General features: G+C 47.4%; 25 protein-coding genes. 11 read left to right on the top strand and 14 right to left on the bottom strand.

The features are described from left to right. Positions 1–492: 492 nt before the first annotated feature. Together uvrC and trxA are read right to left on the bottom strand one after the other, a co-directional pair. Positions 493–2634 carry an excinuclease ABC subunit UvrC gene (uvrC, locus tag PBN151_RS21665; protein WP_083545271.1) on the bottom strand — a complete coding sequence of 714 codons (2142 nt, stop codon included), beginning with the start codon at positions 2632–2634 and terminating at the stop codon, positions 493–495. A 190-nt stretch (positions 2635–2824) separates the two neighbouring features. After that, on the bottom strand, positions 2825–3145 hold the full coding sequence (trxA, locus tag PBN151_RS21670; protein ID WP_005551049.1) for a thioredoxin: 321 nt from the start codon (positions 3143–3145) through the stop codon (positions 2825–2827). Positions 3146–3392: 247 nt separating this feature from the next. Between trxA and PBN151_RS30820 the strand changes: the two genes are divergently transcribed. Further along, on the top strand, positions 3393–3542 hold the full coding sequence (locus PBN151_RS30820; protein WP_005551050.1) for a hypothetical protein: 150 nt from the start codon (positions 3393–3395) through the stop codon (positions 3540–3542). A gap of 158 nt (positions 3543–3700) precedes the next feature. On the opposite strand, the gene dnaI is transcribed toward PBN151_RS30820, so the two are convergent. The 6 genes from dnaI to PBN151_RS21700 all read right to left on the bottom strand — a co-directional run bounded on the left by dnaI (position 3701) and on the right by PBN151_RS21700 (position 11961). Continuing rightward, positions 3701–4648, bottom strand: a complete 948-nt coding sequence (dnaI, locus tag PBN151_RS21675; RefSeq protein WP_021258533.1) for a primosomal protein DnaI — start codon at positions 4646–4648, stop codon at positions 3701–3703. 30 nt (positions 4649–4678) lie between these two features. After that, positions 4679–6193 carry a DnaD domain protein gene (locus PBN151_RS21680; protein ID WP_072730667.1) on the bottom strand — a complete coding sequence of 505 codons (1515 nt, stop codon included), beginning with the start codon at positions 6191–6193 and terminating at the stop codon, positions 4679–4681. 274 nt (positions 6194–6467) lie between these two features. Then, positions 6468–7274: a phosphotransferase gene (locus PBN151_RS21685; RefSeq protein WP_227774939.1), complete on the bottom strand. Its 807-nt coding sequence runs from the start codon at positions 7272–7274 to the stop codon at positions 6468–6470. Between the two features lie 86 nt (positions 7275–7360). Beyond that, complete coding sequence (locus tag PBN151_RS21690) at positions 7361–9205, bottom strand: S9 family peptidase (RefSeq protein WP_072730734.1); 1845 nt, start codon at positions 9203–9205, stop codon at positions 7361–7363. A gap of 242 nt (positions 9206–9447) precedes the next feature. Then, a complete protein-coding gene (abc-f, locus tag PBN151_RS21695) occupies positions 9448–11187 on the bottom strand; it encodes a ribosomal protection-like ABC-F family protein (protein ID WP_072730668.1) in 1740 nt (579 codons plus the stop codon). Between the two features lie 480 nt (positions 11188–11667). Then, complete coding sequence (locus PBN151_RS21700) at positions 11668–11961, bottom strand: YuiB family protein (protein ID WP_072730735.1); 294 nt, start codon at positions 11959–11961, stop codon at positions 11668–11670. Positions 11962–12211: 250 nt separating this feature from the next. On the opposite strand from PBN151_RS21700, the gene hemQ reads away from it, so the two are divergent. Beyond that, entirely contained in the window at positions 12212–12964 is a 753-nt protein-coding gene (gene hemQ, locus PBN151_RS21705) for a hydrogen peroxide-dependent heme synthase (protein ID WP_021252641.1), read from the top strand. Between the two features lie 216 nt (positions 12965–13180). Here the strand turns inward: hemQ and PBN151_RS21710 are convergent, their stop codons facing one another. Next, a complete protein-coding gene (locus PBN151_RS21710; protein ID WP_021252640.1) occupies positions 13181–14377 on the bottom strand; it encodes an NAD(P)/FAD-dependent oxidoreductase in 1197 nt (398 codons plus the stop codon). Positions 14378–14896: 519 nt separating this feature from the next. On the opposite strand from PBN151_RS21710, the gene PBN151_RS21715 reads away from it, so the two are divergent. Both PBN151_RS21715 and PBN151_RS30825 read left to right on the top strand, forming a co-directional pair. Continuing rightward, the gene (locus PBN151_RS21715; RefSeq protein ID WP_175560775.1) at positions 14897–15904 is read left to right on the top strand and encodes an NAD(P)/FAD-dependent oxidoreductase; all 1008 of its coding nucleotides are present in this window, start codon (positions 14897–14899) and stop codon (positions 15902–15904) included. A gap of 63 nt (positions 15905–15967) precedes the next feature. Then, positions 15968–16243 carry a hypothetical protein gene (locus tag PBN151_RS30825; RefSeq protein WP_139295397.1) on the top strand — a complete coding sequence of 92 codons (276 nt, stop codon included), beginning with the start codon at positions 15968–15970 and terminating at the stop codon, positions 16241–16243. Between the two features lie 20 nt (positions 16244–16263). On the opposite strand, the gene sda is transcribed toward PBN151_RS30825, so the two are convergent. Then, entirely contained in the window at positions 16264–16413 is a 150-nt protein-coding gene (gene sda / locus PBN151_RS21720; protein ID WP_028533731.1) for a sporulation histidine kinase inhibitor Sda, read from the bottom strand. A 271-nt stretch (positions 16414–16684) separates the two neighbouring features. Continuing rightward, complete coding sequence (locus tag PBN151_RS21725; protein ID WP_065290635.1) at positions 16685–17347, bottom strand: YheC/YheD family protein; 663 nt, start codon at positions 17345–17347, stop codon at positions 16685–16687. Between the two features lie 197 nt (positions 17348–17544). Here PBN151_RS21725 and PBN151_RS21730 point away from each other — a divergent pair, with 197 nt between their 5' ends. From PBN151_RS21730 to PBN151_RS21745, 4 genes are all read left to right on the top strand, one after another. Then, positions 17545–17751 carry a hypothetical protein gene (locus PBN151_RS21730; protein WP_028533730.1) on the top strand — a complete coding sequence of 69 codons (207 nt, stop codon included), beginning with the start codon at positions 17545–17547 and terminating at the stop codon, positions 17749–17751. A gap of 170 nt (positions 17752–17921) precedes the next feature. Beyond that, positions 17922–18602 carry a response regulator transcription factor gene (locus PBN151_RS21735; protein ID WP_072730670.1) on the top strand — a complete coding sequence of 227 codons (681 nt, stop codon included), beginning with the start codon at positions 17922–17924 and terminating at the stop codon, positions 18600–18602. Next, the gene (locus PBN151_RS21740; RefSeq protein ID WP_072730671.1) at positions 18599–19993 is read left to right on the top strand and encodes a sensor histidine kinase; all 1395 of its coding nucleotides are present in this window, start codon (positions 18599–18601) and stop codon (positions 19991–19993) included. The genes PBN151_RS21735 and PBN151_RS21740 overlap by 4 nt, the downstream gene beginning before the upstream one ends. A gap of 111 nt (positions 19994–20104) precedes the next feature. Next, positions 20105–20503: a DUF2871 domain-containing protein gene (locus tag PBN151_RS21745; RefSeq protein ID WP_072730672.1), complete on the top strand. Its 399-nt coding sequence runs from the start codon at positions 20105–20107 to the stop codon at positions 20501–20503. A gap of 150 nt (positions 20504–20653) precedes the next feature. Here the strand turns inward: PBN151_RS21745 and PBN151_RS21750 are convergent, their stop codons facing one another. After that, on the bottom strand, positions 20654–20875 hold the full coding sequence (locus tag PBN151_RS21750) for a hypothetical protein (RefSeq protein WP_028533728.1): 222 nt from the start codon (positions 20873–20875) through the stop codon (positions 20654–20656). Positions 20876–21131: 256 nt separating this feature from the next. Continuing rightward, complete coding sequence (locus PBN151_RS21755; protein ID WP_021258546.1) at positions 21132–21491, bottom strand: HesB/IscA family protein; 360 nt, start codon at positions 21489–21491, stop codon at positions 21132–21134. Between the two features lie 267 nt (positions 21492–21758). On the opposite strand from PBN151_RS21755, the gene mqnE reads away from it, so the two are divergent. Beyond that, a complete protein-coding gene (gene mqnE / locus PBN151_RS21760; RefSeq protein WP_021252630.1) occupies positions 21759–22865 on the top strand; it encodes an aminofutalosine synthase MqnE in 1107 nt (368 codons plus the stop codon). 239 nt (positions 22866–23104) lie between these two features. Further along, entirely contained in the window at positions 23105–24178 is a 1074-nt protein-coding gene (locus tag PBN151_RS21765) for an NAD(P)/FAD-dependent oxidoreductase (protein WP_072730673.1), read from the top strand. A gap of 46 nt (positions 24179–24224) precedes the next feature. Here PBN151_RS21765 and PBN151_RS21770 read toward each other — a convergent pair whose 3' ends face one another. Beyond that, positions 24225–24479: a YuzB family protein gene (locus tag PBN151_RS21770; RefSeq protein ID WP_021252628.1), complete on the bottom strand. Its 255-nt coding sequence runs from the start codon at positions 24477–24479 to the stop codon at positions 24225–24227. A 91-nt stretch (positions 24480–24570) separates the two neighbouring features. Between PBN151_RS21770 and PBN151_RS21775 the strand changes: the two genes are divergently transcribed. Next, positions 24571–24816, top strand: coding sequence for a NifU family protein (locus PBN151_RS21775; protein ID WP_021252627.1), 246 nt, complete (start codon positions 24571–24573; stop codon positions 24814–24816). Positions 24817–24823: the final 7 nt, after the last annotated feature.

The following is a 24823-nucleotide window of genomic DNA, read 5'->3' on the forward strand; positions in this document are numbered from 1 at the left end:
AAGGATTATAAATTCGAGAAACATGTAACAGCATTGCGGGACAAGCCCAGCAATGCTGTTTTTCTTTATTACAATTTCAACATTAAGCATGCCGCCAACCAGTTGTCGCACCATTCTCCGCCTTCCTGTGTCTTTACCAAGGCGAAGTAACCTCCTTATAGACAGTCTCCCCTTCCTTTCGCTCACTTTCTCCCTCCTCAGGAACGTTTCCCCGCTCTAAATTTCCCCGGATCATCTCCCATACATACAGAAGGCTTCAAGCGGCCATCCCGCTGGACACGTTCCCTTCTCGTCAGGGACGTATGACAACATCGATTCTGAGCGATGGGGAGATTGCTTATTAGGTGCTCGGTGCTCCGTATCCCTGCCTAGTGGGGCAAAGCCGCCGATTCCAGGGCCAAGCTTAAGTCCATTACGTCAACCGGAACTGTCGGAACCGGCTCGAAAAAAGAAGCCTTGCAGCAACAACCTGCAAGGCTTCCAGCTTTTCTTTTATTCATCATTGTTCACGTCATTATCCGTATGGGCAGCCTCCATGTCTGGGGCATCCGGCTCGGCTTCCTGTGGTTCCTTTTCTTGCCGGAGAGAGGCCATGATCGTATTCGCCAACTTCTCGCCAATCCCGATTTGCTGGAATTCCTCGACCGAAGCCTCGCGAATCTTCTTCAACGAGCCGAAGTGCTTCAACAGATGCTTGCGCCGTTTCTCGCCTATACCTGGAATTGAATCGAGCGCTGACGCGACCATAGACTTCGCACGCCGCTCCCGATGGAACGAGATTGCGAAGCGGTGAACTTCCTCCTGAATGCGCTGCAGCATATAGAATTCTTGGCTGTCTCGTCCAAGTGCCACAATTTCAGGCGGATCACCCGCCATCAATTGCGCTGTCTTATGCTTATTGTCCTTCACCAGGCCGCACACTGGTATAGTCAAGCCAAGCTCGTTCTCCAGCACATCAAGGGCAGCGGACATCTGGCCTTTCCCACCGTCCACAATAATCAGATCAGGCATGTCGAGCTGTTCTTTCAAGACCCGCTCATACCGTCTGCGGATGACCTCGCGCATCGTTTCATAATCATCCGGCCCTTGCACTGTGCGTACCTTGTACTTCCGGTATTCTTTCTTCGCGGGTTTGCCATCGATAAAGACCACCATAGCCGATACCGGGTCTGAGCCTTGAATATTCGAGTTGTCAAAAGCCTCAATACGGCGGGCATTGTCGATGCCAAGCGCTTCTCCGAGTCGTTCAGCAGCACGCAACGTACGATCCTCATTGCGTTCCTGCATCTTGAACTTCTCATCGAGCGCAACACGCGCATTTTCCATCGCCATCGAAATCATCTGCTTCTTCAGCCCGCGCTTCGGAATGTGCACTTTGACGTTCAGCCACTGCTGAAGCTCCTCGGCACCCGCTATACTGCCATCCGAGCCGCCATCCACTTCCTCATCGATAGACTCCGCCTGCGTAGGCTCATGCTCATCCTGAATTGCAGCATCTTGTGCATGCTCATCAGCATCTACGCTGCCCGCGTCCTTCTCTCCTCCATCTTCCTTGCGAGTGAATAGTCCAAGGCGATCCGAATTAGGGAGCAGTATTTCCTTCGGCAGCGCAGGATTCTCACTATAAAATTGGGTAACGAACGACATAAAGTCTGCATAAGGTTCCCCATAGAATGGGAATTTGGTTGCATGCCGCTCAATCATTTTGCCCTGGCGAACATATAGAATTTGAACGCACATCCAGCCTTTATCTACGGCAAAGCCAAATACGTCGCGATCAAGCTGATCAGACGTATTAATGTTCTGCTTTTCCATAATGGCACGAATCGCGATCAACTGATCCCGATATTCCTTAGCACGCTCGAATTGCATCTCTTCAGCGGCTTCTTCCATCTTCCGCTGCAGTTCCTTCTTAATTTCCTCATGTCCACCGCTTAAGAACTTCGCGATTTCCTGCACCATCTCTTCATACTGTGCCTCTGTTACCTCGTATACACAAGGCGCAAGGCATTGTCCAATATGGTGGTACAAACACACTCGATCCGGCAATGTATTGCACTTGCGAAGCGGATATAAGCGATCAAGCAGCTTCTTGGTCTGTGTTGCAGCGAAGGAGTTCGGGTATGGGCCGAAATACTTCGCTTTGTCCTTTAGCACACGACGCGTAACCTCAAGCCGTGGATGGCGCTCATTCGTAATTTTAATATATGGGAACGTCTTATCATCCTTGAGCAGCACATTATATCTAGGATGATGCTGCTTAATTAGATTACATTCCAAAATGAGGGCTTCCATGTTACTGGAAGTGACGATATATTCAAAGTCGCGAATTTCCGAGACCAGCCGCTGTGTCTTGCCATCATGGCTGCCATTGAAATAAGAACGCACTCGGTTCTTCAACACTTTGGCCTTACCGACATAAATAATGGTTCCCTCATGGTTCTTCATAAGATAGCATCCTGGCGAATCAGGAAGCAAAGCCAGCTTATTCCGTATTCGCTCCAATGCCTGTTCCCGTTCTGCAAGTTCCTCTGGCGACAGCTCCTGCTGCTCGTCCGTAGAATAACGTTCGTTCCAACGCTCCTTCCAGCGAACTGCCCGCCAATTGGATTGGTTGTTGTCTATTTCGCTCATCGTCCTCCCCCTTTCTTCTATAATACGAATATATGATCCTATTGTATACGAGCGGAGACATAAGAAAAAGCCCTCCCACAACGGGAAGGGCTGGCAATCTATAGCTTGCGCTTCGACCACATCAAGCTCATTCAAGCTGTTCCGCAACAGAACAGACCTTCTATAGGTTGTCCTCTGTGGACAAACTCGATTATTGATGCTTGCTGATCAAGTTCTTCAATGCATCCTTGGAGTTCAAGCCTACAACCTTATCAACAGGTTGGCCGTCCTTGAACACGATGATTGTAGGGATGCTCATTACGCCAAAGCGAGATGCGGATTCAGGATTCTCATCCACGTTCACTTTTGCAACAGTCGCTTGACCGTTTACTTCGCTTTCCAATTCATCAAGAATAGGAGCAAGCATTTTACAAGGGCCGCACCATGGCGCCCAAAAATCGACCAATACAACGCCTTGCTGACCTTCAACTTCAGTCTTGAACGTTTGGTCGGATACGTTAACGATAGCCATATTTGGTTCCTCCTTTATGTGAGAAGCTTACAATTTGAGTCAACATGTAAAGTATACCACAGTTCAAGGTTTTATGTGAAATTCGCACCTCATTTTTGCATCCAATTTGTCACATCCTAAGAGAGCGCTGTCTTTACAGTAACGACGCAGTTCGGTATACTAAAAACGATAAGAAATTGGGTGAAAATACCTGTCGCTGCCATGACATACGTCATTGCAACAGACATGTAAGATAGGAGGCCCCTTGATGGAAGCGAGAGCAATTGATCCGCGTGAGCATGTGAACGAGGAACCGCGCAACGATTTCTCCGATCTGATGTTCGGGTTCGGTGCAATGGCCGGATTTATGACGGTTGTCTTCTTCGGCATGGTTATCGTGAAGTTCATCATCTCCTAACCCTGGCTACGGTGCGTTCCCTTCGTGGAACGCACCACAGTGGTATCCACAGCTCGTGAAATAAGCCCGGTTCGCACTAGATGCGACCGGGCTTTATTGTAATTTGTATGGAGCCACTGAAACAAGGCTCGTATACAACACTCATTGGATAATCCACTTTACTTTCCACGCTTGTTCCGACCTTGTACGTGCACCTCTTTGACAAATGGAGCGATCCGATTCATCAGTCGCTCGGCCTTATGGACATCCTCACCTTCACGCGTGAAGCTAAAGTGCTTCTGCAAGGCTTCCATATCATAATTCGACGTATAGAACGTAGGCTTGCGGTTCATCCGATAATTCAAGATCGAGCCAAGCACATGATCCCGAACCCATGGCGTTATATTCTCAGCACCAATATCATCGAATACGAGCAGATCGGTTTCCTTCATCATCTCAATGGTCTCCCGCAGCCTTTGCGGCTCCTGGAACATCGACTTGAGCTCTTCCACGAACTCAGGCATATATACGATAACCCCCGTATAGTTGGCACGGGCAAGCTCATACAATACATAGCTCATCAAGAAGGTCTTGCCGGTTCCGAACGATCCTACGAGATACAGTCCCTCTGGCATTAAGCCTTCACTCTTCGTCTTCTCAATATATTCAATGATGCTTAAAACAGCAGGCGTCCGTTCAATATCATTCTCCAGTATTTCGGATGCCGAATACCCCCGCTTCAATGCAGTCTCGTCCACATAGAAGGAGCGTACTCGATTATGAATCGCCTGCTGGCGTTCACTTGCCAGCAGCTTCTTGCAGGGCACCTTCCGATCATAGATATAATTGTGCCCATTCAAGTTGTCAGCGCTCAACATCGTGTAATGGCCATGGAAGTCATTTGGGCATTGATCCAAGCCCGGACAATGGGAACAATGATCATATTCCGTTACATACTGATACAGCTTGTTCATATTGATGCGAAGGTCGCGTTCCGTCAGCTCTGGATACTTGGAGCGAAATTGCATGACCTGCGGATCAGTAAGCAGCTTTTCAATTTTTTGTTCCGCATGAGCTCTGCGGGCATTAACCGGCAATTGCTTCAATATATCTCCGATTGATTCCATACTTCGCACCTCCATTCTGATATCGCTCAATTATACGCGCCCTTCGTCCAAGCGTCGCGCTAACTCACGTGCGCGCTCCAGCTCCTCAGGCGACAATCCTGATCCAGATCCCGCTCCACTAGGCTGCACGACCGGAATCGAAGGCTTGGCGGCTTTGTTATTATAGCGGCCGCGCGAACGAGGCTGTCTGCTTGCATCTGCACGAGAGGCTTGTGTTCGGCCTGCTCCATTCACCTGCGTCTGCTCACGCGTATACGTAACTGCTTGTTCATACGTACGAATCTGCTTGACCAGCATATTGGACACAATCGCCTCAACGAAGTTCCGGTTCAATCTGTGCTCCGATCCGCTTACCAGCATCGTCATCAAATAATGAATAAGAACATTGATAACCTCATCAGGCATCTTATAATTCAAGTCCATCTTGGTAAACATATCAAGGAATGAGTCCGGAACAGCACCCGGGAAGAACTTCTCAAGCAGCTGCGTATACGGTGTATTGCGAAGCAGCATATTGTATTGATGAATATCGCATTTATCACGGAATTGCGGCGGCACTTCTACATAGAATTCCATTTGCACCGCGACTTCCTCTTCATGCTCTTCCTTCACTTGCTCCTTCTGCTCAATTCGATGCTGCACTCGCTCACGATGTTCGCTTCTTCGCTTGTTCTGACGGAAGTGAAGGTGGGCCCGGTGCTGAAGTTCCTCCAGTGCAACTACCCCATCCTGCGAGAAGACACCGTCTTCATCCAGCAAGCGGCACAGTTCCTGTAGAGTCAGCTCGAACTTGCGGACAACGTAATTAATTGTGCCCATACTTTCTTTATTGTATCGAAGTTGTTCTACGAACTTCCGATTATAGGATTGCTTCGGGAACCGCATAATAATATCTGCATAATTGATGTCAACGGATTCTGGATCGGAATCTGAAATTGTCGTTCGGCTCGGGGCTACTTCTTGAAGCGCCTGTTCCAGCTCGAAATCAATGACATGCGTATTTAATCGGAACAGTTCATAGAAAGGAACAGATATGTTCTCCCGCTGTATATTGGAGGCGACTCCTTCATAGGGATCTTCCGTCGTAAACTGCTGGCGCAAGGATAGCACCGCATATTTGCCGACCTTATCCCGTAAGAGAAGCGTCAAATGCTGTGTCTCGAAAAATTCCTTCGGAGACAGCGGACACTGCATCTCATACTCATACATACAATCATCCATATCAGGCAGCATCACTCTTGACGTGTTCAACAAACCTACAGCTTCAAGCTTGGAGGCTTGCTCTATGAAATACGTACGCCCCTTCTCACTTGGCTCCAATCCAAGAAGAAGGAACAACCGGCGCTGCGCATCTATTGCTGAATACCCCGTCTTGTCCGATGCTACATGCTGGCAGAGAAGCTGATACATGCCGATCGCAAATGCCCCCACCATTGGCTGATACACATGGGACAGCATCTTCTGATCCAACTCGCTTAAGCTAAATTCCCGGTAAGTCACATAACGATGATGTTCTGTAAAATGGTGCATATTCGACATCCGCATCGTCGTATCTTTCTCTCCTTCCGCTCTTATCAGTCCACCTATTGTAACATAAATGGGGTCTGCTCGTCCGACAAAATCGTGGTAAAAAAGACACGCTATACCGATCGCAAACAGCATTAAAAAAAGCGCAGAGAGCAAGTTATATGCTCATCTGCGCAGGTCGAAATATGAATATATTCTATTCATGATTCATGATTGTCTGCTCAAACAAAATCACGTTAAAAGGCGATCGATCACTTTCAATGAACGCTCCTGAATTGTGTAATTACTTTATTCAATCCGATATCCAATCATCGAAATGATCGGATACAAACTGAATTTCGCTTTCATAATGCGCTAAATGTCCTTCTTCCACCATTTTTTGAAAGGCAGGATTTCCATCAGCGGCCCCCGTTCTCAATGTATGGCACAGCGCAGTCAAACGCTCAATAATCCACCGCCGCAAATCGTTAGGCACCGGACTCCCATACGCTTCAAGAAACAAATGAATTCGCCGACGGCGCTCTACAGCGTGTAAATCTGCTTGGTATGCTACTGTATTACCAATACAATGATCCGGCGCGAAACTGGAAAGCGGAACCGATGTGTATAGAGAATACGCAATGTCCCACATACGCGGACCAGGTCCGGCCATGTCAAAATCAATTAGCGCCACAGGCGCCTCCTGTTGAAAGACTACATTATACAATGCAGCATCATTATGACAGATTACTTCATGCTCGCCTTCATCAGGATAGCTGAGCTGCCATTTGCCCCCTCTTAGGAAAGCGAACCCTTCTGTCGCATCATGGAACCGGCGCTGAAGACGCGCCAAGCCTACAAGCGTCTCGTCCGACCACATGTATGGTTCAAGGTCAGGGTAGTTGTTTCCTGGAACTTCTCCAGAAATAAATGACAAGATTTCACGATCAGAGTCATCGATTCCGAGAAATCTGGGCGCCCCCTCAAAACCTTGCTGCTCCAAATGTAGCAGCAGTTCATGTACAAACGGACTCCAATAGCCTGTTGGGCGGCGAACCGTGTTCGCCATGCGCACAATATGATTCACATTGCCGCCTGTTAATACTTCCTCCTGCGTCACTTGCCTATTACCTCATTTCTAGTACGCTGCACATTGATGTAAACCATCCGTTATATTAGATGGCAATGACCGCTATTCACGTTCTGCTAATCTACATTTTCTGCCGCAACTGCTGACACCGCTTCTTGTTCATGATGTCGCTTCAGGAATTCGACGATGCCTCGATAGACACGCATCTCATTTTCTTTCTTAGAGAATCCATGTCCTTCATCATCCAGTACAATATATTCCACCTCGCGCCCAAGCTGGCGAAGTTTCTCAACAATCTGATCAGACTCTTCCTTCACAACGCGAGGATCATTCGCCCCTTGAATAACCAGCATCGGATTCGTCATGCTCTCTAAGTACGTAATCGGAGAATCCGTGATGAAGCGTTCCTTATCCTGTTCCGGATCCCCTACCCATTGCTTCATAATCGGCTTCCAATGATCTGGTACAGAATTGTAGAACGTGAATAAGTTGCTGACACCGAAAATATCGACAGCAGCTCGGAAGTAATCGGCATGTCGTCCAGCTAGCAGAAGCGTCATATAACCTCCATAGCTGCCACCTACCACGAAGAGGCGCTCTTTCGAAGAGATGCCCTGCTCGAACAACCACTCCATCCCTGCCACACAATCGAGACGTGGCCCTTCACCCCAGTCGCCTTCGACAAGCTTGACGAAGGAACTGCCGTAGCCCGTGCTGCCGCGGAAGTTCGGTGCAAATACATGGTACCCTTGTGCAAGGAAGTATTGGAACATACTGCGGAAAAAGCGGCGTTCTGCGGACTGAGGCCCGCCATGCGGCCAGAAAATCGTATAACCGTTCGCCAGTTCATCCTTCGCACGGAACAACAGAGCCTCAATCTCCATCCCATCGAAGGAGGAATAGGACACAACCTCAGGATCAACTAATTGCTCAGATGTTAGACCAACCGGCATATTTTGCGTAAGCTGCACCCAAGTTGTGCCTTCTTCCAGCTTATAGATATTGGTCGGCGTAACCGCACCACGATTGAGGATGTACAAGGCTCCCGACTTCGCAACATGAAGCTGATTCAAAATTGGCGTCGGCATCTCGATTGCCTCTGGCGTGCCTGTATCAAGAGGAATACGGTACAATCTATCCTCTACTCCGACCTCTGTCACGAGATAAAGCGTCCGTGTATCCTTATGCCACTTGAGTTCCATGCCGCTCTCATGCTCAATTCGGCACAATTCAGCATATTGCTGGGTAGGAATATGGTAGGTAGCCACATAAGCGAACTCTGCCTTGTAGTCTGTCAAGAAGGCGACCGTATCCTCATCGACAAAGACCGCGCTCAAGCTCAGGTGCACCTCATCCGCCCCAGCTTGAGGAACAAGAGGGAAGTCCCCCTCTTCCGTGTGTACGTAGCAAACTTGATAGGTGTTGCCGTAAGACTTGGCATACACGAACCGCTTCTCACTCGGACTTACTGACTCCAGCTGATGCAGAGCATCCTGCCCCTCAATAAGCAGCTCATCCTGCTTCGTACGGAGATTGTATACACGAGCATTCAAAAAGGACGGGTTATTCCGGCTCGTGCAATAATAGACACGCTCCCCGTCATCAGACAAATGTGCAAAATAGAACTTATCTTTTTCATCTGCCTCAAGCAATGGCAGAGGCTTTCCTCCCTCTGTCGGAAGCGCATACATATGATAGTTCTCATCGCCATCTCTATCGAAGCCGCATAGGATATGACGCTGCTGCGGATCAATCGAGATAAAATTGCTTACTTGATCGTTATACGTTAATGGATATGGGAATGATGGCTTGCCTTGATTCAAATCTATGGCCCACAAGTTGTAATGACCATTCAAGTTGCTGCTGAATATAAGCTTTGTCTCGTCCAGGCTCACCGTGAACTGGCGGATGACTGTCGATTGAAAATATTGTTCAACATCAGGTTTTGGAAATTGCAACAACATGCTTCTTCCTCCTTATATGCCCAAACATTGGGTTAAGTGGTATATGAATATTCTAGATGTATAATAGTTCCATCATAACGTTTTCGTTGATCGTGGTAAAGTCCCGTCCATAGCACGCACAAGCCGCAGCACCTCCTTGCAGGTGCTGCGGCGGTTCTGGTTGAGTGTGCTTCACTGCATTGGCTAAGGATAGTAAAGTCATTCCCGATTAGCGAATTACGAACTGTTAAGCTCCTTGCTTATAGCTGCTTGCGCCGCTTAAGCAGCTCCGTATATTGCCGTTCCAGCTCTTCGATGTTATCCCCCTTGCGCGGAGCAGACAAACGTCCCATCAAGTCCGCCCATTCCAGATCCAGCTTCAATCGCTCCTCAGCCGACATCGATGTGAACGATTGTTCATTTTTCATAGCTTCCTGTGCAAGTACAAATTCTGAAGAGCCTCCTGCCTCAGCAGGTCGAGGGCGCTGTCGCTCACGAAATGCTTCAATCGTCATCCATTCCAGCTCTCCGTCACGGAACACAATCGTATGGGTAGCCGTTCGATTCAGCAGCATGCGATCATGCGTCGCGAACAGGATCGTCCCCGGATACTCAAGCAGTACACGCTCCAGCTCCTCACGCGTGTCGATATCCAAATAGTTCGTCGGCTCATCAAGCAGCAGCATATTTGCTTCGCTCATGAACAGTTTGGCGAGCTGTGTCTTCACCTTCTCGCCCCCACTTAGCTGCCATACCGGCTTCAAAGCCTCATCCCGGCGCAGTCTAAGCCTAGCCAATACCGTCCGCACCATCGTCTGATCATAGGCGCTCGACTTCAATACATTATCCAGTACACTGGCCTGCAGATCTAAGGCATACAGCTTCTGATCGAAATACGCCATTCGCGCACTAGGAGAGAAGCGAATTCGCCCTTCCTCCATCGTCGCATCTCGCTCTCCTGCAGTTCTCAGCTCATAGGCCTCCACCAATCGACGGAGTAAGGTTGTCTTCCCAGCTCCATTCGAACCGACTAAGGCCACACGCATATTCGGCCGAATGCTGAAGGAACTGCTCTGTAACAACTCACGGTCGCCTGCACGCAGCGCAAGCCCTTGAACCTCCACAGCCTGCTTGCTGCGAATCGGAGCATGGCATTCCGCATTGAACAACACCTGCACCTGCTCAAATGGCTTTTCCACGACCTCCAACTGATCAAGACGCTTCTCTATCGCTTTAACCGTCTTCTCTACCTTCGCCTGCTTGCGATTGAAGTGTGGACGCGCAAGCCTCATTTCCTTACTGGTCAACCCCTTCTTAGGCCTGCTGACCTTACTTGCCTGTTCCTTCTTCTCTACAATCGCTTCCTGCAATCGGCCTCTCTCCGCGACATAATTGTCATACGAGCGTTGGTGCTCCAGCCGCAGTCGTTCCTTTTCCCTGCGATAATCCTCATATCCACCAGTAAAGACATGAATCTGTTCGTTCTCCACTTCCCAGATTCTCGTTGCCACATGATTGAGCAGCGTTCGGTCATGTGAAATGAACAATAACGCGCCTGTTCTGGAATATTCGATCATTCGATCCTCAAGCCACTCCATTCCTTCCACATCCAAATGGCTTGTCGGTTCATCGAGCATCAACAGTCCTGCACCTGCGTTCATGGCCTCATTCAATCGGCGCTTCGTCCGTTCGCCGCCACTTAATGTTACTTCCTCTGCTTCTTCCTCCCGCACATCATCTAGTTGTGGCACGAAGGATGTTACCACATTGCAGACTACGTTTCCTTCATCCGGCTCTACCATGCCAGCCAATATACGCTGCAATGTCGTCTTCCCGACTCCGTTGGCGCCAATAAGGCCGATTCGATCTCCTGCATAAATGCGAAGAGAACCGTCCGTGCGGAACAAGCGGCGATCGGCTACATAGGCCGCCAATTGATGGGCTTCCAATACAAGATGCCCCGATTTATTTTTGAATTGTGCTATATGGTTGATAGTCATAAAAAAACCTCCCTGGATAACCCAGAGAGGATAGTGTGCATACGGCTGCAAGCCTGCGCTTCACTTATGATATGGAATCGAACAAGTATGCTATGCACGTGTCTATACACATATGCTACAGCAATCCGTTCTAAGCAGTGATGCATCACTTCCCGTATCTCCTCATTCAAAATTGACACTGAGGTAGTGAGTACAAGTGCAGCACCGTGCGTTATTCCTTTACAAAATAAGTGATAAATGATGCAAGCTATAAATATAACGGCCGATATCAATCTGCGAAAATGGGCAGATCTATCCTCTCTGAACGTACATTTTGAAATATAAAGCTGTCAAAATGACTTCTATCAGATCAGATTAGTTCTCCATCGCAGTAGATACCTTGCCCTTTCATTCGAATAAAATCTTACGCATCGAAAAGTTCTGATGCGATCTGTATCATTGTATGCCAATTTACTCAAATTTATCAAGTACCATTTTACATTAAAACATCTGATACCCGCTCTTGCGTAAGAAATAAATCGTCTTCCCGCTAATATATGCCCCTGCAAGTCCAGCAATCGCCGTTAAATATCCCTGCAAGCCGATGCCTGCCAAATTGTCCATAATCGAGGCATCCTGCTTCCACAACATAATAACCATTGCTGGCAGCAATACGACTAAATAGATGCCGATCGGGAACCACGTTGTCTTCATCAGCATGTTCAGAATAAAGCCTATGCCGAACATCATCACAAAGAATAGCACCATTAATATGAAGACCATTATCCAGCCCAACATGTTGCAACCCGCCTCCTGCTTCGCTTTGCACAATCTATTATTATCCAATTAAATATCCATATTTCGCTAATTCCTGAATAGTCTTAGTGTACTTGTACCAAGGCCAAAAATCAACGAACATTCAGTGACATTTATCACCTCTTAGTTGAATGCACTGCAAATAATAGCTACAATGACTTTAGTATGGCGATTTACACAAAAGTGGTTGTGGTACACAATCTTTTATGATAACGGAGGATAACGCGATATGAATGAAGCTGCTTTAACGCTCGACGGTTGGTATGCACTCCATGATTTCCGCACGATCAACTGGGCTCAATGGAAAAAAGCGGACGATGAAGAGCGTGCGCATGCGCTTGAGGAATTGCAAACGTTATGGTCGGAATGGTCCGAAACGGAAGCAGATAAGAAGGGCAGCACTGTCGTATACAGCATCGTAGGCCAAAAAGCCGACTTTGTCATTTTCCACCTTCGTGAAACACTCGAAGAGCTTAACGCGCTTGAAAATGCGCTGAATAAAACGTCTTTCGCTCAATTTACAACACCAACTTATTCCTATGTCAGCATCGTTGAATTAAGCAATTATATGACGAAGCCAGGATCGACCGAAGATCCAATGGAGAATCCGGAAATTATCGCGCGGCTGAAGCCAACCTTGCCGCAGAGCAAGCACATCTGCTTCTATCCAATGAACAAGAAGCGTGACTTGGCCGACAACTGGTACATGCTGTCCATGGAGGAGCGCCGCAATATGATGCGCAGCCATGGCATGATCGGCCGAGGCTATGCGGGTAAAGTGAAGCAAATCATCACAGGCTCGGTAGGTCTGGATGATTGGGAATGGGGCGTTACGTTATTCAGTGACGATCCGCTTCAGTTCAAGAAGCTCATTTATGAAATGCGCTTCGACGAAGTGAGCGCCCGCTTCGGCGAGTTCGGCTCCTTCTATGTAGGCAACCTGCTTACACCAGATACCCTGAATGATATGATGAAAATTTAAGATAAGATTTTGAGATTCATCCGTATGGAATGCCAATTCCGGCATCGAAAGGCCTGTATGATTGCGATCATGCAGGCCTTTTGCGTCTCTGCTTGTCATATGGCAGCAAACAAAAAGCCGCTGGTATCCCCGATTAAAGACCGAAGATGCAGCGGCATATATTTGATTTAACACTATGATCTTAACCAATCAACCGTAAAACGGGTCACGTTCTTCTTACAGGAATTTACCTTTGCGAAGAGCAAGAGAAATTCCGCCAATGATGAACAACCAACGAATATCGATGACTTTTTTCAATTGGGCAGCCCAGAAGCCTTTCAGCTTCTTCTTACCCACTACGCCGATCGCTTCGCCTTTACCCAAGGAAGCAACTGTACCTTTGTTGTGGTACTCGAACTTCTTAAGCGGCTGGTTGCGAATTGAAGCAACGATGTTGCTCGCGCATACCGGACCTTGCTGCATCGCCATTTGCGCTGTAGGCGGATATGGACGATCAATTGCCGGATTAATCATGAGCGAGTTGTCCCCAATAATGAAGACATTATCATGACCTGGCGCTCTCAAGAATTCATCAACCTTCACACGACCGCGCATTGCCTCGAAGCCTGCTTGCTCGATGAGACGGTTACCACGAATACCGCCTGTCCATACAACCGTAGAAGACTTGATTTCTTCTCCAGTTGCAAGTAGAACACCTTCAGGTGTGCATTCCTTGATCGCTGTTGCCAGCTTGAATGTAACGCCTTTTTTCTTCAATACATTCATTGCATATTCAACAAGCTCAGGATCGAAGCCTGGAAGTGCTGTTGGCGCCGCTTCCACGTTATAAATATTGACCAATTTTGGATCGACATCAAACTGCTTGCACAGCATAGGAATGCGATCGGACAATTCACCGATGAACTCGATGCCTGTGAAGCCTGCGCCACCTACAACGAAATTCAGACGATCAGCACGAGTCTCATCTTGCTTATATAGAGCAAATTGATGTTCGATATGCTCACGGATTACGCGAACAGAGTTGATGCTGCGAATGCTGAACGCATACTCGCCAAGTCCAGGAATACCGAATGTTTCAGGCTCCCCACCAACACCAATCACCAAGTAATCATAAGACAAAGTTCCGTCCTCAAGAATGACTTTCTTATCTTGAATACGAATTTCCTTCACCGAAGACTTCACAAAGTCAATTTTGAACTCATCGATCAACTTCGAGATAGACACTCGAGCATTCTCATAGGAATCCGTACCAGCAGCAGGCATATGCAAATGAGTTGTGAAGTAATGATAGTCATGTTTGCTGACTAATGTTACGTCTGCTTCATTATAGTTTAATTCTTTCTGAAGACGTTGCGCTGCCATGATGCCGCCGTAACCCGCGCCTAGGATTACGATTTTAGGAATGTTACTCATCTTTCATTAGCTCCTTCCAAATCGGGTCAATCATTTTGTGTAGGTTGGTAATAACATGTTACAACTTGAATATGAATACCCTTGTTCTAGAAACCCGCGTATATACATCAATCTTGTGAAGTTGTGAAAAACCCCACAAAAAACAACAAACGAAATCTAGGTACCTATACATTATACAACTGGTAATCATTTTTATTATGGTCTAAATGATTGAAAGTAACTCATTCAGATAGATCCATAATCACGTGCACATCGCATTATGCCCAACATCGACAAATTGTCGACAATTTACAAACAATTCAACTGCAATGATATCGAGTTTCCAATTAAATTACAAGCACCTTTTTTGTAGAACAATGTATGAAAGCGTTTAATTTTGATAATTTTCACATTTATATCGAAATCCCTGGAAAATGTACGGTTTCCTTCTTGTCGAGCACCGTTTATAATGATAGATGTGCCAAAACACACAATGACCATGATCACATGGTCAGACATCGCCATTGGAGGTGCTCTGCCTTGAATTCACAACTTGTATCACAACAAGATGTAGTAGATATTTTAATTATTGGGGGCGGGCCTGCCGGCATGTTCGCTGCATTCTATGGCGGCATGCGACAAGCTTCCGTTCGTCTTATTGAAAGCATGCCTCAATTAGGAGGCCAATTAGCAGCATTATACCCGGAAAAGTACATCTATGACGTTGCCGGATTCCCGAAAGTAACAGCGCAAGAACTTGTTGATTCCTTGAAAAAGCAAATGGAACATTTCAATCCTGATGTTCGCTTGGAAGAGAAGGTTCAGGGAGTAGAGAAGCTCGACGAGCGTCTATTCGCCGTTACTACAGATAAAAGCGTTCATCACGCAAAATCCGTTATCGTAACAGCTGGTGTAGGTGCATTCGAACCACGCCGCTTGGAGCTGCCTGAAGCAGCCCAATACGAGAAATCGAACCTGCACTACTTCGTTAGCGATCTGCAGCAGTTCAAAGGCCAGCGCGTGCTGATCAGCGGCGGCGGAGACTCTGCTGTCGATTGGGCACTCATGCTGGAGCCTATTGCTGAACAAGTTACACTTATTCATCGCCGCGACAAATTCCGCGCGCATGAACATAGTGTTGAACAATTGATGAATTCCAAGGTTCAAGTGATTACGCCTACAGAAATTACCGCTTTGCATGGTGATTCTAGTCGAATTGAGCGCGTAACACTGACTAACACCAAATCAAAAGAAGCAATGGATATCGATGTCGATGCAGTTATCGTCAACTTCGGCTTCGTGTCCTCCCTCGGACCAATATCTGAATGGGGCCTTAACATCGAGGGCGGTTCCATCGTTGTTGATTCTCGTATGGAGACGAACATTCCAGGCTTGTTCGCTGCTGGCGACATTACGACTTACCCAGGCAAGCTGAAGCTCATCGCTGTCGGTTTTGGCGAGGCACCAACCGCTATCAATAACGCTAAGGTGTATATTGATCCATCAGCTAAGCTGTCTCCTGGACACAGCAGCAGCATGAAAATGTAACTAAATAAACGAAAGAAAGGGTATCCTATCTCCAACATCTTTATCTAACGGAGGAGGATACCCTTGTTTCATGTTTGTCCACTATGCAATGGCATGATCAGTCCCGAATTTCAATGTCCGAACTGTTTGAACCCAACCACTGACAGCGGCAAACTGGAAGATTATGTTGGACCTTACGCCCCATATCAGCCAGACGATTCCGTATCCCATCAAACGATGCTGGATGATAGTTCTGTATCTAGTTCTGTATCTAGTTCTGTATCCATGCAGTGCCTGCATATAATCTATTGTGAGCACTGCCACGCAACCACTTATGTGAACGGACTGGCTTGGGAGTAAAGCCTCGGCATGCCGGTCATCTATGTGCACACCGGTATTCGGAAGAGGGTCGGACAAAGGCAGCGCCTTTTCATTTCCTCAAGCAGCAACGCGATGAATTCTTCATCCAATCGGAGCCTGATTGCCTGCTCATAGGAATCGATAAGCAGTTCATCGGAAAGCAAAGCCATCTGCATCACAACCTTTCCTAAACTTTCCTGCCGCATTCATCATATCACGGCCTCAGAAAGCAGAACAAGCGTTCCAATATCCACAGGCGTTTGTGGAAAAATTGTGAATAATTTGTTGATAAACGTCAAAAAACGCTATCTATCAGTGGGGATGATGTGGATATAATTATTCACATCTTTTTGGATTGTTTTTCTAATAAAAATGTTTAATCATTTTCCAATCTCTAGTAAATCTAATCTATCAAATCCCACTTCCAACGTAGACTGCCCCTTACTGCGGTCTTGTGTTCACCTCGAATATCCAGATATGACCGGAGCGATCAATGCCATAATCGAAGCCGAGCTGGCCAATCCCTGGATATTTCCTCTCTAATAGCGATGTGCAGATCCGTGTCAAATATCTCATCTTACTCTTCTTGGCGCGGACGCTCTGTCCAGAGAGCGATCTTGCAATTCCTTGTGCTGCGGTTACCATCGTACCTCCTTTGCACAAGTTCGTCACGAACAAGCCTCTTCTCGCCAAGCGCCCAACCATCGAGCGTACACCCCATTTGCCATTTGACTTCACTACTTTAACCCGGTAATCGATCGGTCTTCCATTAATCGTAGCTAGATGGATTCCCCGCTGAATCAGGTAGGTACGCTTCTTTTTCGTACCGGACAATGATCGCACCATGGCATCGAAATCTCCAAAGCTGCGTGTATTGGCCTGATACGTATATCGATAAGTCGATCCGCTCTTCGTTACTTTAATAACACCGGCACCGCCAGAACCAACGACAGGCTTGATGACGACGAAGCCGTGTATGTTTAACATTTCATGGAGATTAGACGTATTGTATATACGCGTTGCCGGAATATGCCCTGCTACACGTGAATCCGATATTAGCGCCGCGGTTTTCAACCATTTGCTGGCTAACTGTCTGCCTTCCATTCGCCACTCCCCTTTCGTCCTTAATACTTATACATACTCATGGCTCCCAACCGATTCTTGTATGATTGTCCATGGCATGTGCCTGATTTGCACAAGACTAGATCAAGTTGGACGCATAGTGCTTGTCTTTTTCAAGATTGGGATGGTATCGTATAAGGGATAATAATGGATGGATATAAAGGATGGGAGCGACCGTCATGTCAACTGCAGCTGTATATGAAGCGTTGTACTGGATTGCGATCGTATCTATGTCTGTCGTACTCGTGCTTGCCAATGTAGGTATACTTGCGATCGGTTTTCAATTTTGGAGAAAGCATAGACGGGTACTTGGAACAGCGTGCTGGCTGTTTTCAGTATTTTGTTTTTATTTGATCTCCATCATGATCAACAAGACGTTCTTATAATTGTCAGTTCTGATCATCTAGGAAGACTTGATCGACTCCCGCAAGACGGACAATGGGGCAAAATCCTTGGACTTCGCGCTTGGCGCCTGCTCCAGGGATTTTTGTTTTTGTGCTTTTCCCCTCATAATTAGACCTGATCACTCCCCACCTTGGAATGGAGGTAAATCGCATTGATCATTCATGTACTCGTTGCGGATGATGACCCGAATATTGTAACGATGCTGCGGCTTGTGCTCGAATCTGAGCAGTATCATGTGTTCGACGCGAGTGATGGACAAGCTGCAGCACAACTATTGGAGCAGGAAACCATTCATATTGCGATCGTAGATGTCATGATGCCAGTGAAGGATGGCTGGACATTATGCGCCGAAATTAGACAGCAATATGATATCCCGGTGATTATGCTCACCGCGCTCGGCGAACTTGAAGATAAGGAGCAAGGCTTCGCAGCCGGCACCGATGACTATATGGTGAAGCCCTTCGAGCCGAAGGAGCTGCTATTCCGCATGAAGGCGCTGCTTCGGAGGTATCAGATCGTATCTGACAGCCTCATACGCCTTGGTGCAACAACTATCGACCGCAAGAGCTATACCGTTGCAGCCTCCGGCGAAGAACTGACTCTTCCCCGCAAGGAGTTTGAGCTATTAGCGCAGCTTGCTTCCTATCCAGGGCGCATCTTCACACGCGAACAGCTGCTGGCTTGGATATGGGGTACTGACTACGAAGGGGACAGCCGAACCATTGACGTGCATATTAAGCGTCTTCGGGAGCGTTTTCCTGAGAATGCAAGTGGATTCCGAATCACTACAATCCGAGGCCTTGGCTACAAATTGGAGGTTCCTGAACCTTGAAGACACTGTATACACGAATCGTGTTTTTCTCAGCTGTAATCGTATTTATCAGCTTCGTATGCGGCGTCTTTCTGGCGAATATCGCGCACAATCAAGCGATCTCCAGTCATTACGAGCAGAAGATGGAGAAGGTTGGGCACGCGCTGGCGCGCATGAACAACATGTTATCGTCTGGTGAAGACACGGTTGACGAGGCGTTAACGAATCTCGCTGAACTGGGCTATCAGCTGTACCTTATCGCTCCTGATCATCATGTGAAGACATTCGGCAGACCATTCAAGAATGCTGATCTTGCTCCTGAAGCGATTGACAGCGTTCTTCAAGGGAATACGTATCGCGGCATGCTTCAGCAAAGAGCATGGAGCAGCTTCTTCGTCCCCGCTATATTCGAGAATCGACTTGCCTTGAGCCACGGTATCCCGCTCACAGTTAATGGCGTGCAGCACGCTATGTTCATTCGCCCAGATATGGTGCAGCAGACCGAAGAAGTGCGCGTTCTCATTGCGGTACTACTCGTCTCTACCTTCGTTATCAGCCTAGTGCTCATTTCCGTGAAGACACGCTATCTCGTTAAGCCGCTGCAGCGGTTAACCCGAGCCACTATGGAACTGGAAAAAGGCAATTACGAAGTTAAGCTGGATCTCCACCGCAATGATGAAATTGGTGAGCTTGCAAGACGATTCACCGTAATGGCTGAAGCTCTTGGGCAACTGGACGCCGTACAGAAGCAGTTCGTCGCGAATGTGTCCCATGAGATTCAATCTCCCTTGACTTCGATCCAAGGATTAGCGCAGCAGCTCATGGATCACCCGCTGCCGCCCGAACAAGAACGACGCTATTTGCACATCATTGCAGATGAGTCGCGGCGGTTATCCGGGATAAGTCGGCAATTGCTGACGCTCGCCTCCTTGGAACGAGGAAGCGAGATGATGAAGCAAGCTTCTATCCGACTAGATGAACAGCTGCGAGAAGTCATCATACTACTTGAGCCGCAATGGAGCGTGAAAGACATCGAACTGGATCTTCAGCTCGATAGCGTGAAGTTAACGGGAGATACAGGATTGCTGTATCAAGCATGGACAAATCTGCTAACGAATGCGATTAAATTCACTGCGTCGCAAGGAACCATCGGGATACAATGCAAACAACAAGGAGAAGACATTATCGTAGTTGTATCTGATACGGGGAGAGGTATTCCAGAAGATGTACTGCCACATATCTTCGAGCGATTTTACAAATACAGTGAGCTTGCTGAACCAGGACAGAGCCAGCATGGAACAGGGCTTGGCTTAGCCATCGTAAAGCGAATCATTGAATTGCACAACGGAACGATCCGCGTGTCTAGCGAAGTAGGACAAGGAACCATATTTACGATCCGATTCCCTAAATAGCGTATAAGCAGAACATGACCCCGTTGTCATGTTCTGTTCATATTGGGTTCATACAACTGCGGTACACTCCTATCATCCATGCGAATGACGAAACAAAGGAGAGAGTTTACTGTGAAAAAACTGTATTACACTTCATTCTTCTATGCCATTCTTGGCCTCATATCGGGTATCTTTTACCGGGAGTTCACCAAAATAAATGATTTCACAGCTTACACAGCATTAAAACCGCTGCACACCCATATTCTCGTTCTCGGCTTCCTGTTCTTCCTGCTTCTCACCTTGCTTGCGAAGCAGTTCCGCGTGCATGAAGTCCGTTCATTCAAAGGTTGGTACTATGTATATAATATCGGTCTGATGCTAAGTCTTGCAGCGATGACGGTTCGCGGCATCCTTCAGGTTAACGGAACTGATATGAAGGGCTTGAGCCACATGGCAGGCCTTGGTCATGCAGTCCTCGGAGCAAGCATCATTTGGTTCATGATCCTGCTAGGCAAACGAGTGAAGGAATAAACTGACCCTAACAGGCATATCCGAAGGCTGCACCTGCTCTTCTTATAAGAGTAAGGGCAGCCTTCTTCAGTTGAGCAGAATAGATGGCTGCACAGCTTCTGTGTTCTGTGTTCTGTGTTCTGTGTTCAATTCGTCCTATCCTCACGTAAATTAACAGCTGCCTGAACTCTCAATAACGGTAGCTCCCGTGGTTCCTGCATGGTACGTATTGTTGTGATTCTGGGCATCCCTCGTTGAATCTTGACGGGAATCATAGCAAGTCCCATGCCACCCTCCTGGACATTCCGAGCAATACGCTCTATAAGACACCAGCAGTGTACGGTCTACATCAGTGGATTGCTGTACTTGATGTGCATCATGATGTTCATTCATAGGTATCACCTCCTGCTCGTTATAAGGTTCGCCGAAACAATTTGCAGTATGATTAGAAATATTAGGATTAGCGCTATAGACGCTAAAAACAGCAAAAAAACCTCTTACAAGGTAGCGATGCTCAACTCTACCGTAATAAGAGGTCTTCTATATTTCATTATCATCTAATCACGAAGTCTAATCGCAATTATCGAATCGAATGGAATCAGAATGTATCATTCATCTATATATAAGGTATCATGCAAATAAGTGGAGACTAGTCGTCGCACTTCTCCGCTTTTCCCTCATTTGTTGCTGTACGGAAGCTGGAGCCGCAGCCGCAAGTTGCTACCGCATTCGGGTTGTCGATCGTGAAGCCGCCAGACATGCCGGATTCCTTGTAGTCGATTGTAAGTCCACTCAGATGAGGAACACTTTCCTTATCGATGACGACCTTCATGCCGCCAATCTCCAAATGCACATCTTCCTCAGTCTCTTCATCGTCAAATCCCATACCATAAGAGAATCCACTGCAACCGCCTGGACGAACACCGACGCGCAGGAACATATTTTCATTTTCCTCTTGCGCAATCATTTCCTTTATCTTCTCAATCGCTTCATCGCTGATTGTAATCATTCTAATCACCCTCCTCGTATTACTAAGTATAACCATCCCCTTCGGCATATACAAGAGAACATCGCTGCTGGTAATTTGCACCTTTACTTCCTGTAGACGTATTGCCCCACCTCTTATGCGAATGTATAATGGAACTGACATCAATTAATGTGATTCGTTTCACTGCAATCTCCGACGGAACTTATCCGCCGCGGAGTTTTTTATTTGTCAACAACAGCATATTGTGCTGAATTGTAAAAAGATACCTTACCTGAAAGGGGCCTGTGTATGACTACAGTCATGACGCGTCATGCCGATCCACGTATGGCCGAAATCGCAGATAAAGTCGAACGCGGTGAGCGCCTGACGCTTGAGGATGGCGTTTACTTGTATGAAACGGACGACCTGTTGACCTTGGGTCAATTGGCAAATCTTGCGAACATGCGCAAGAACGGCAAAAATGTTTATTTTATTGAAAATATGTCCCTATACTTCACGAACGTATGCGAAGCGCACTGCGCATTTTGCAACTTCCGTAAAGATCAAGGAGACGAAGGTGCTTATACATTATCCGGTCAAGAAATGATTGACTTCGTAGATCAGCACATCCATCCGGGCGTACGCGAGTTCCATATCGTTGGCGGACACAACCCGCATGTACCGTTCTCTTATTATGTAGATTCGCTTCGTGCACTGAACGAGAAGTATCCAGACGTCACACTTAAGGCGTACACAGCAGCTGAAATTGATTTCTTCACACGCATCAGCGGCTTGAGCATTGAAGAGGTGCTTAAAGAGCTAATGAATGCCGGACTGGAATCTCTGACAGGTGGAGGAGCAGAAATTCTATCCGATGAATATCGGAAGAAGATGCGTGTCGAGAAAGCTGGCGTTGAGCGCTATCTCGAAGTTCACCGTACGGCACATCAACTTGGCATGAAGACACATACAACGATGCTGTACGGCGCAATCGAATCGCATGAGGATCGTATTCGCCATATGATCTCGATCCGCGAACTTCAAGATGAGACGAATGGCTTCCAAGTATTCATCCCATTGTCTATGCAGCCGAAGAGTCCTAAAGCCAGCATCAAGCGCCGCAACTCCGCTTATGAAGACTTGAAGACAATTGCGATCAGCCGCCTTATGCTGGACAACATTCAACATATTAAAGCGTACTTCATCAATATCGGAACCCAGTTGACACAAGTTGCACTTACGTTCGGTGCTTCCGACGTGCACGGCACGCTTGTGAAGGAACGCATCAGTCATGCAGCCGGCGCGCTTACACCGGAAGGTTTGACGCGCGATGAACTCGTATGGCTCATTAAGGGAGCAGGCCGTACGCCAATCGAACGCGATACGTTCTACAATCCGATTAAGATATACGAGTAATGTCGATGTAATTGATCATTGAGCATATTAGAGAGATAGAGGTAATGCATGACCCTATTGGATCATACAACAGAGAATCAGCAACCGCGGGCACGATTCATAACACCGAAGACATGACTTCCAGCTGGCTTCACGGAATCGCGTCCCAGGCAAATGAGTGGAGCCATACGACGTAATCGCCGCTTGCGGCGCAGCACCTACCATCTTAATTTTTCGGCAACATGGGGGGAGTCGAACAGATGAAACGATACGTCATACTCGGTGGCGGCTACGGAGGATTGGCCATCATTAGTCGGTTGTTGGAGGGCGAGCTGCCTTCCGATGTACAACTTGTATTAGTTGACCGCATGCCTTATCAAGGCCTCAAGACGGAGTATTATGCACTAGCAGCTGGAACGGTGTCGGATATGGACATTCGCGTGTCCTTCCCGGATGATCCGCGCGTGCACCTGCATTATGGGAATGTTCAATCCATTGACTTGGACGGGCAGTTTGTCCACTTCTCGGATGGAGATGCACTCGCCTATGATCATCTAGTCATCGGTCTGGGTTGCACGGATAAGTATCATGGCATTCCAGGCGCCGAGCAGTTCGGCAACAGCATTCAATCACTCGCCAGTACAAGACGCACCTATCAATTGCTAAATGACATCCGTCCATACGGACATGTAAGCATTGTGGGCGGTGGGCTTAGCGGTGTTGAAATGGCGGCAGAGCTGCGTGAGAGCCGACCTGATCTCAATATCCGGATTCTGGATCGGGGATCGCGCGTGCTATCTGCGTTCCCGGAGAAGCTCTCTCACTTTGTCTCTGGCTGGTTCCTTGAGCACCATATTGAGCTTCGTTCTTTTGTGAATGTGAGCCACCTCGAGGAAGGGGTCATCTATAACCGGAAAGAAGAATTCGAAGAAGAGATTTTGTCGGACGTTACCGTATGGACTGCCGGCATTCAGCCTGTTGCTCCGGTACAGCAGCTCCAAGTTGCGAAGGATCCACAGGGTCGTGTCATCATTAACGAATATCATCACATTCCCGAATATCCGAATGTGTTCGTTGTAGGAGATTGCGCAAGCCTCCCGTTCTCGCCTAGCGCACAAGCAGCAGGCGCCCAAGGGGAGCAGATCGCGGATGTCATTCGGGCGAAATGGAACGGGGAAACTCCTCGCTTAGGCAAAATTAAGCTGAAGGGCGTGCTAGGTGCATTAGGTAAAAAATCCGGCTTCGGCGTTGTTGGCAAGCGTGCCGTTGTAGGGTATGTGCCTCGCGTCATTAAGAGCGGTGTATTATGGATGTCTAAGAACCATTTCGGATAATATATGCAATGATTCTACTCTATAACAAAGCATGGGAGCAGCGGCATCAATCGATGTCCAGCTGCTCCCATGCTTTTATTTCCTCTATTTTGATCATAATTTTGTCATATAACTCATCTGCCGTTTCCCCAGCAACGATTTCACCATTTACTAATGCAAACGGAAACATGTAGCACTCCCCGCAATTCCCGAGACAACCATACTCCAGTACGTCATACTCCGGGTTGCCTTCTAGGCGCTTCATGACATTATCTGTCCCGTGATGCATATTATTCACACAAAATTCTATGATTGGTCGCATTGACATTATCCCCCGCTTTCATGTTGCGCCTTTGAATTCGGATAGCTTTATAATATAATAAAATCAGCATGGATGAAAGGAGTTGTCATAGATGAGTGAAAATGCACAAAGCACAGTTTACGATGAAGTGCTGGAAGTGTTGGATAAACTGCGCCCGTTCTTGCAGCGCGATGGCGGCGACGTTGAATTGGTTGATGTTGAAGACGGCATCGTTAAGCTTCGCCTGATGGGCGCTTGCGGCAGCTGCCCAAGCTCCACGATCACATTGAAAGCGGGTATTGAGCGCGCTTTGGTGGAAGAAGTGGAAGGCATTACAGAAGTCGTACAAGTATTCTAAATTGAAT

It is taken from the genome of Paenibacillus sp. NAIST15-1 (assembly GCF_001894745.1).
Lineage (GTDB): Bacteria > Bacillota > Bacilli > Paenibacillales > Paenibacillaceae > Paenibacillus_B > Paenibacillus_B suaedae.

Excerpts from the sequence above, each read along its gene's own strand:
- PBN151_RS21765 (WP_072730673.1), top strand. The coding sequence starts at position 23,105 with ATGAAACGATACGTCATACTCGGTGGCGGCTACGGAGGATTGGCCATC.
- PBN151_RS21770 (WP_021252628.1), bottom strand. The coding sequence starts at position 24,479 with ATGCGACCAATCATAGAATTTTGTGTGAATAATATGCATCACGGGACA.
- PBN151_RS30820 (WP_005551050.1), top strand. The coding sequence starts at position 3,393 with ATGGAAGCGAGAGCAATTGATCCGCGTGAGCATGTGAACGAGGAACCG.
- mqnE (WP_021252630.1), top strand. The coding sequence starts at position 21,759 with ATGACTACAGTCATGACGCGTCATGCCGATCCACGTATGGCCGAAATC.
- PBN151_RS21755 (WP_021258546.1), bottom strand. The coding sequence starts at position 21,491 with ATGATTACAATCAGCGATGAAGCGATTGAGAAGATAAAGGAAATGATT.
- abc-f (WP_072730668.1), bottom strand. The coding sequence starts at position 11,187 with ATGACTATCAACCATATAGCACAATTCAAAAATAAATCGGGGCATCTT.
- PBN151_RS21725 (WP_065290635.1), bottom strand. The coding sequence starts at position 17,347 with ATGGAAGGCAGACAGTTAGCCAGCAAATGGTTGAAAACCGCGGCGCTA.
- PBN151_RS21750 (WP_028533728.1), bottom strand. The coding sequence starts at position 20,875 with ATGAATGAACATCATGATGCACATCAAGTACAGCAATCCACTGATGTA.
- uvrC (WP_083545271.1), bottom strand. The coding sequence starts at position 2,634 with ATGAGCGAAATAGACAACAACCAATCCAATTGGCGGGCAGTTCGCTGG.
- PBN151_RS21710 (WP_021252640.1), bottom strand. The coding sequence starts at position 14,377 with ATGAGTAACATTCCTAAAATCGTAATCCTAGGCGCGGGTTACGGCGGC.
- sda (WP_028533731.1), bottom strand. The coding sequence starts at position 16,413 with ATGGCTTTGCTTTCCGATGAACTGCTTATCGATTCCTATGAGCAGGCA.
- PBN151_RS21775 (WP_021252627.1), top strand. The coding sequence starts at position 24,571 with ATGAGTGAAAATGCACAAAGCACAGTTTACGATGAAGTGCTGGAAGTG.
- trxA (WP_005551049.1), bottom strand. The coding sequence starts at position 3,145 with ATGGCTATCGTTAACGTATCCGACCAAACGTTCAAGACTGAAGTTGAA.
- PBN151_RS21730 (WP_028533730.1), top strand. The coding sequence starts at position 17,545 with ATGTCAACTGCAGCTGTATATGAAGCGTTGTACTGGATTGCGATCGTA.
- PBN151_RS21680 (WP_072730667.1), bottom strand. The coding sequence starts at position 6,193 with ATGCGGATGTCGAATATGCACCATTTTACAGAACATCATCGTTATGTG.
- dnaI (WP_021258533.1), bottom strand. The coding sequence starts at position 4,648 with ATGGAATCAATCGGAGATATATTGAAGCAATTGCCGGTTAATGCCCGC.
- hemQ (WP_021252641.1), top strand. The coding sequence starts at position 12,212 with ATGAATGAAGCTGCTTTAACGCTCGACGGTTGGTATGCACTCCATGAT.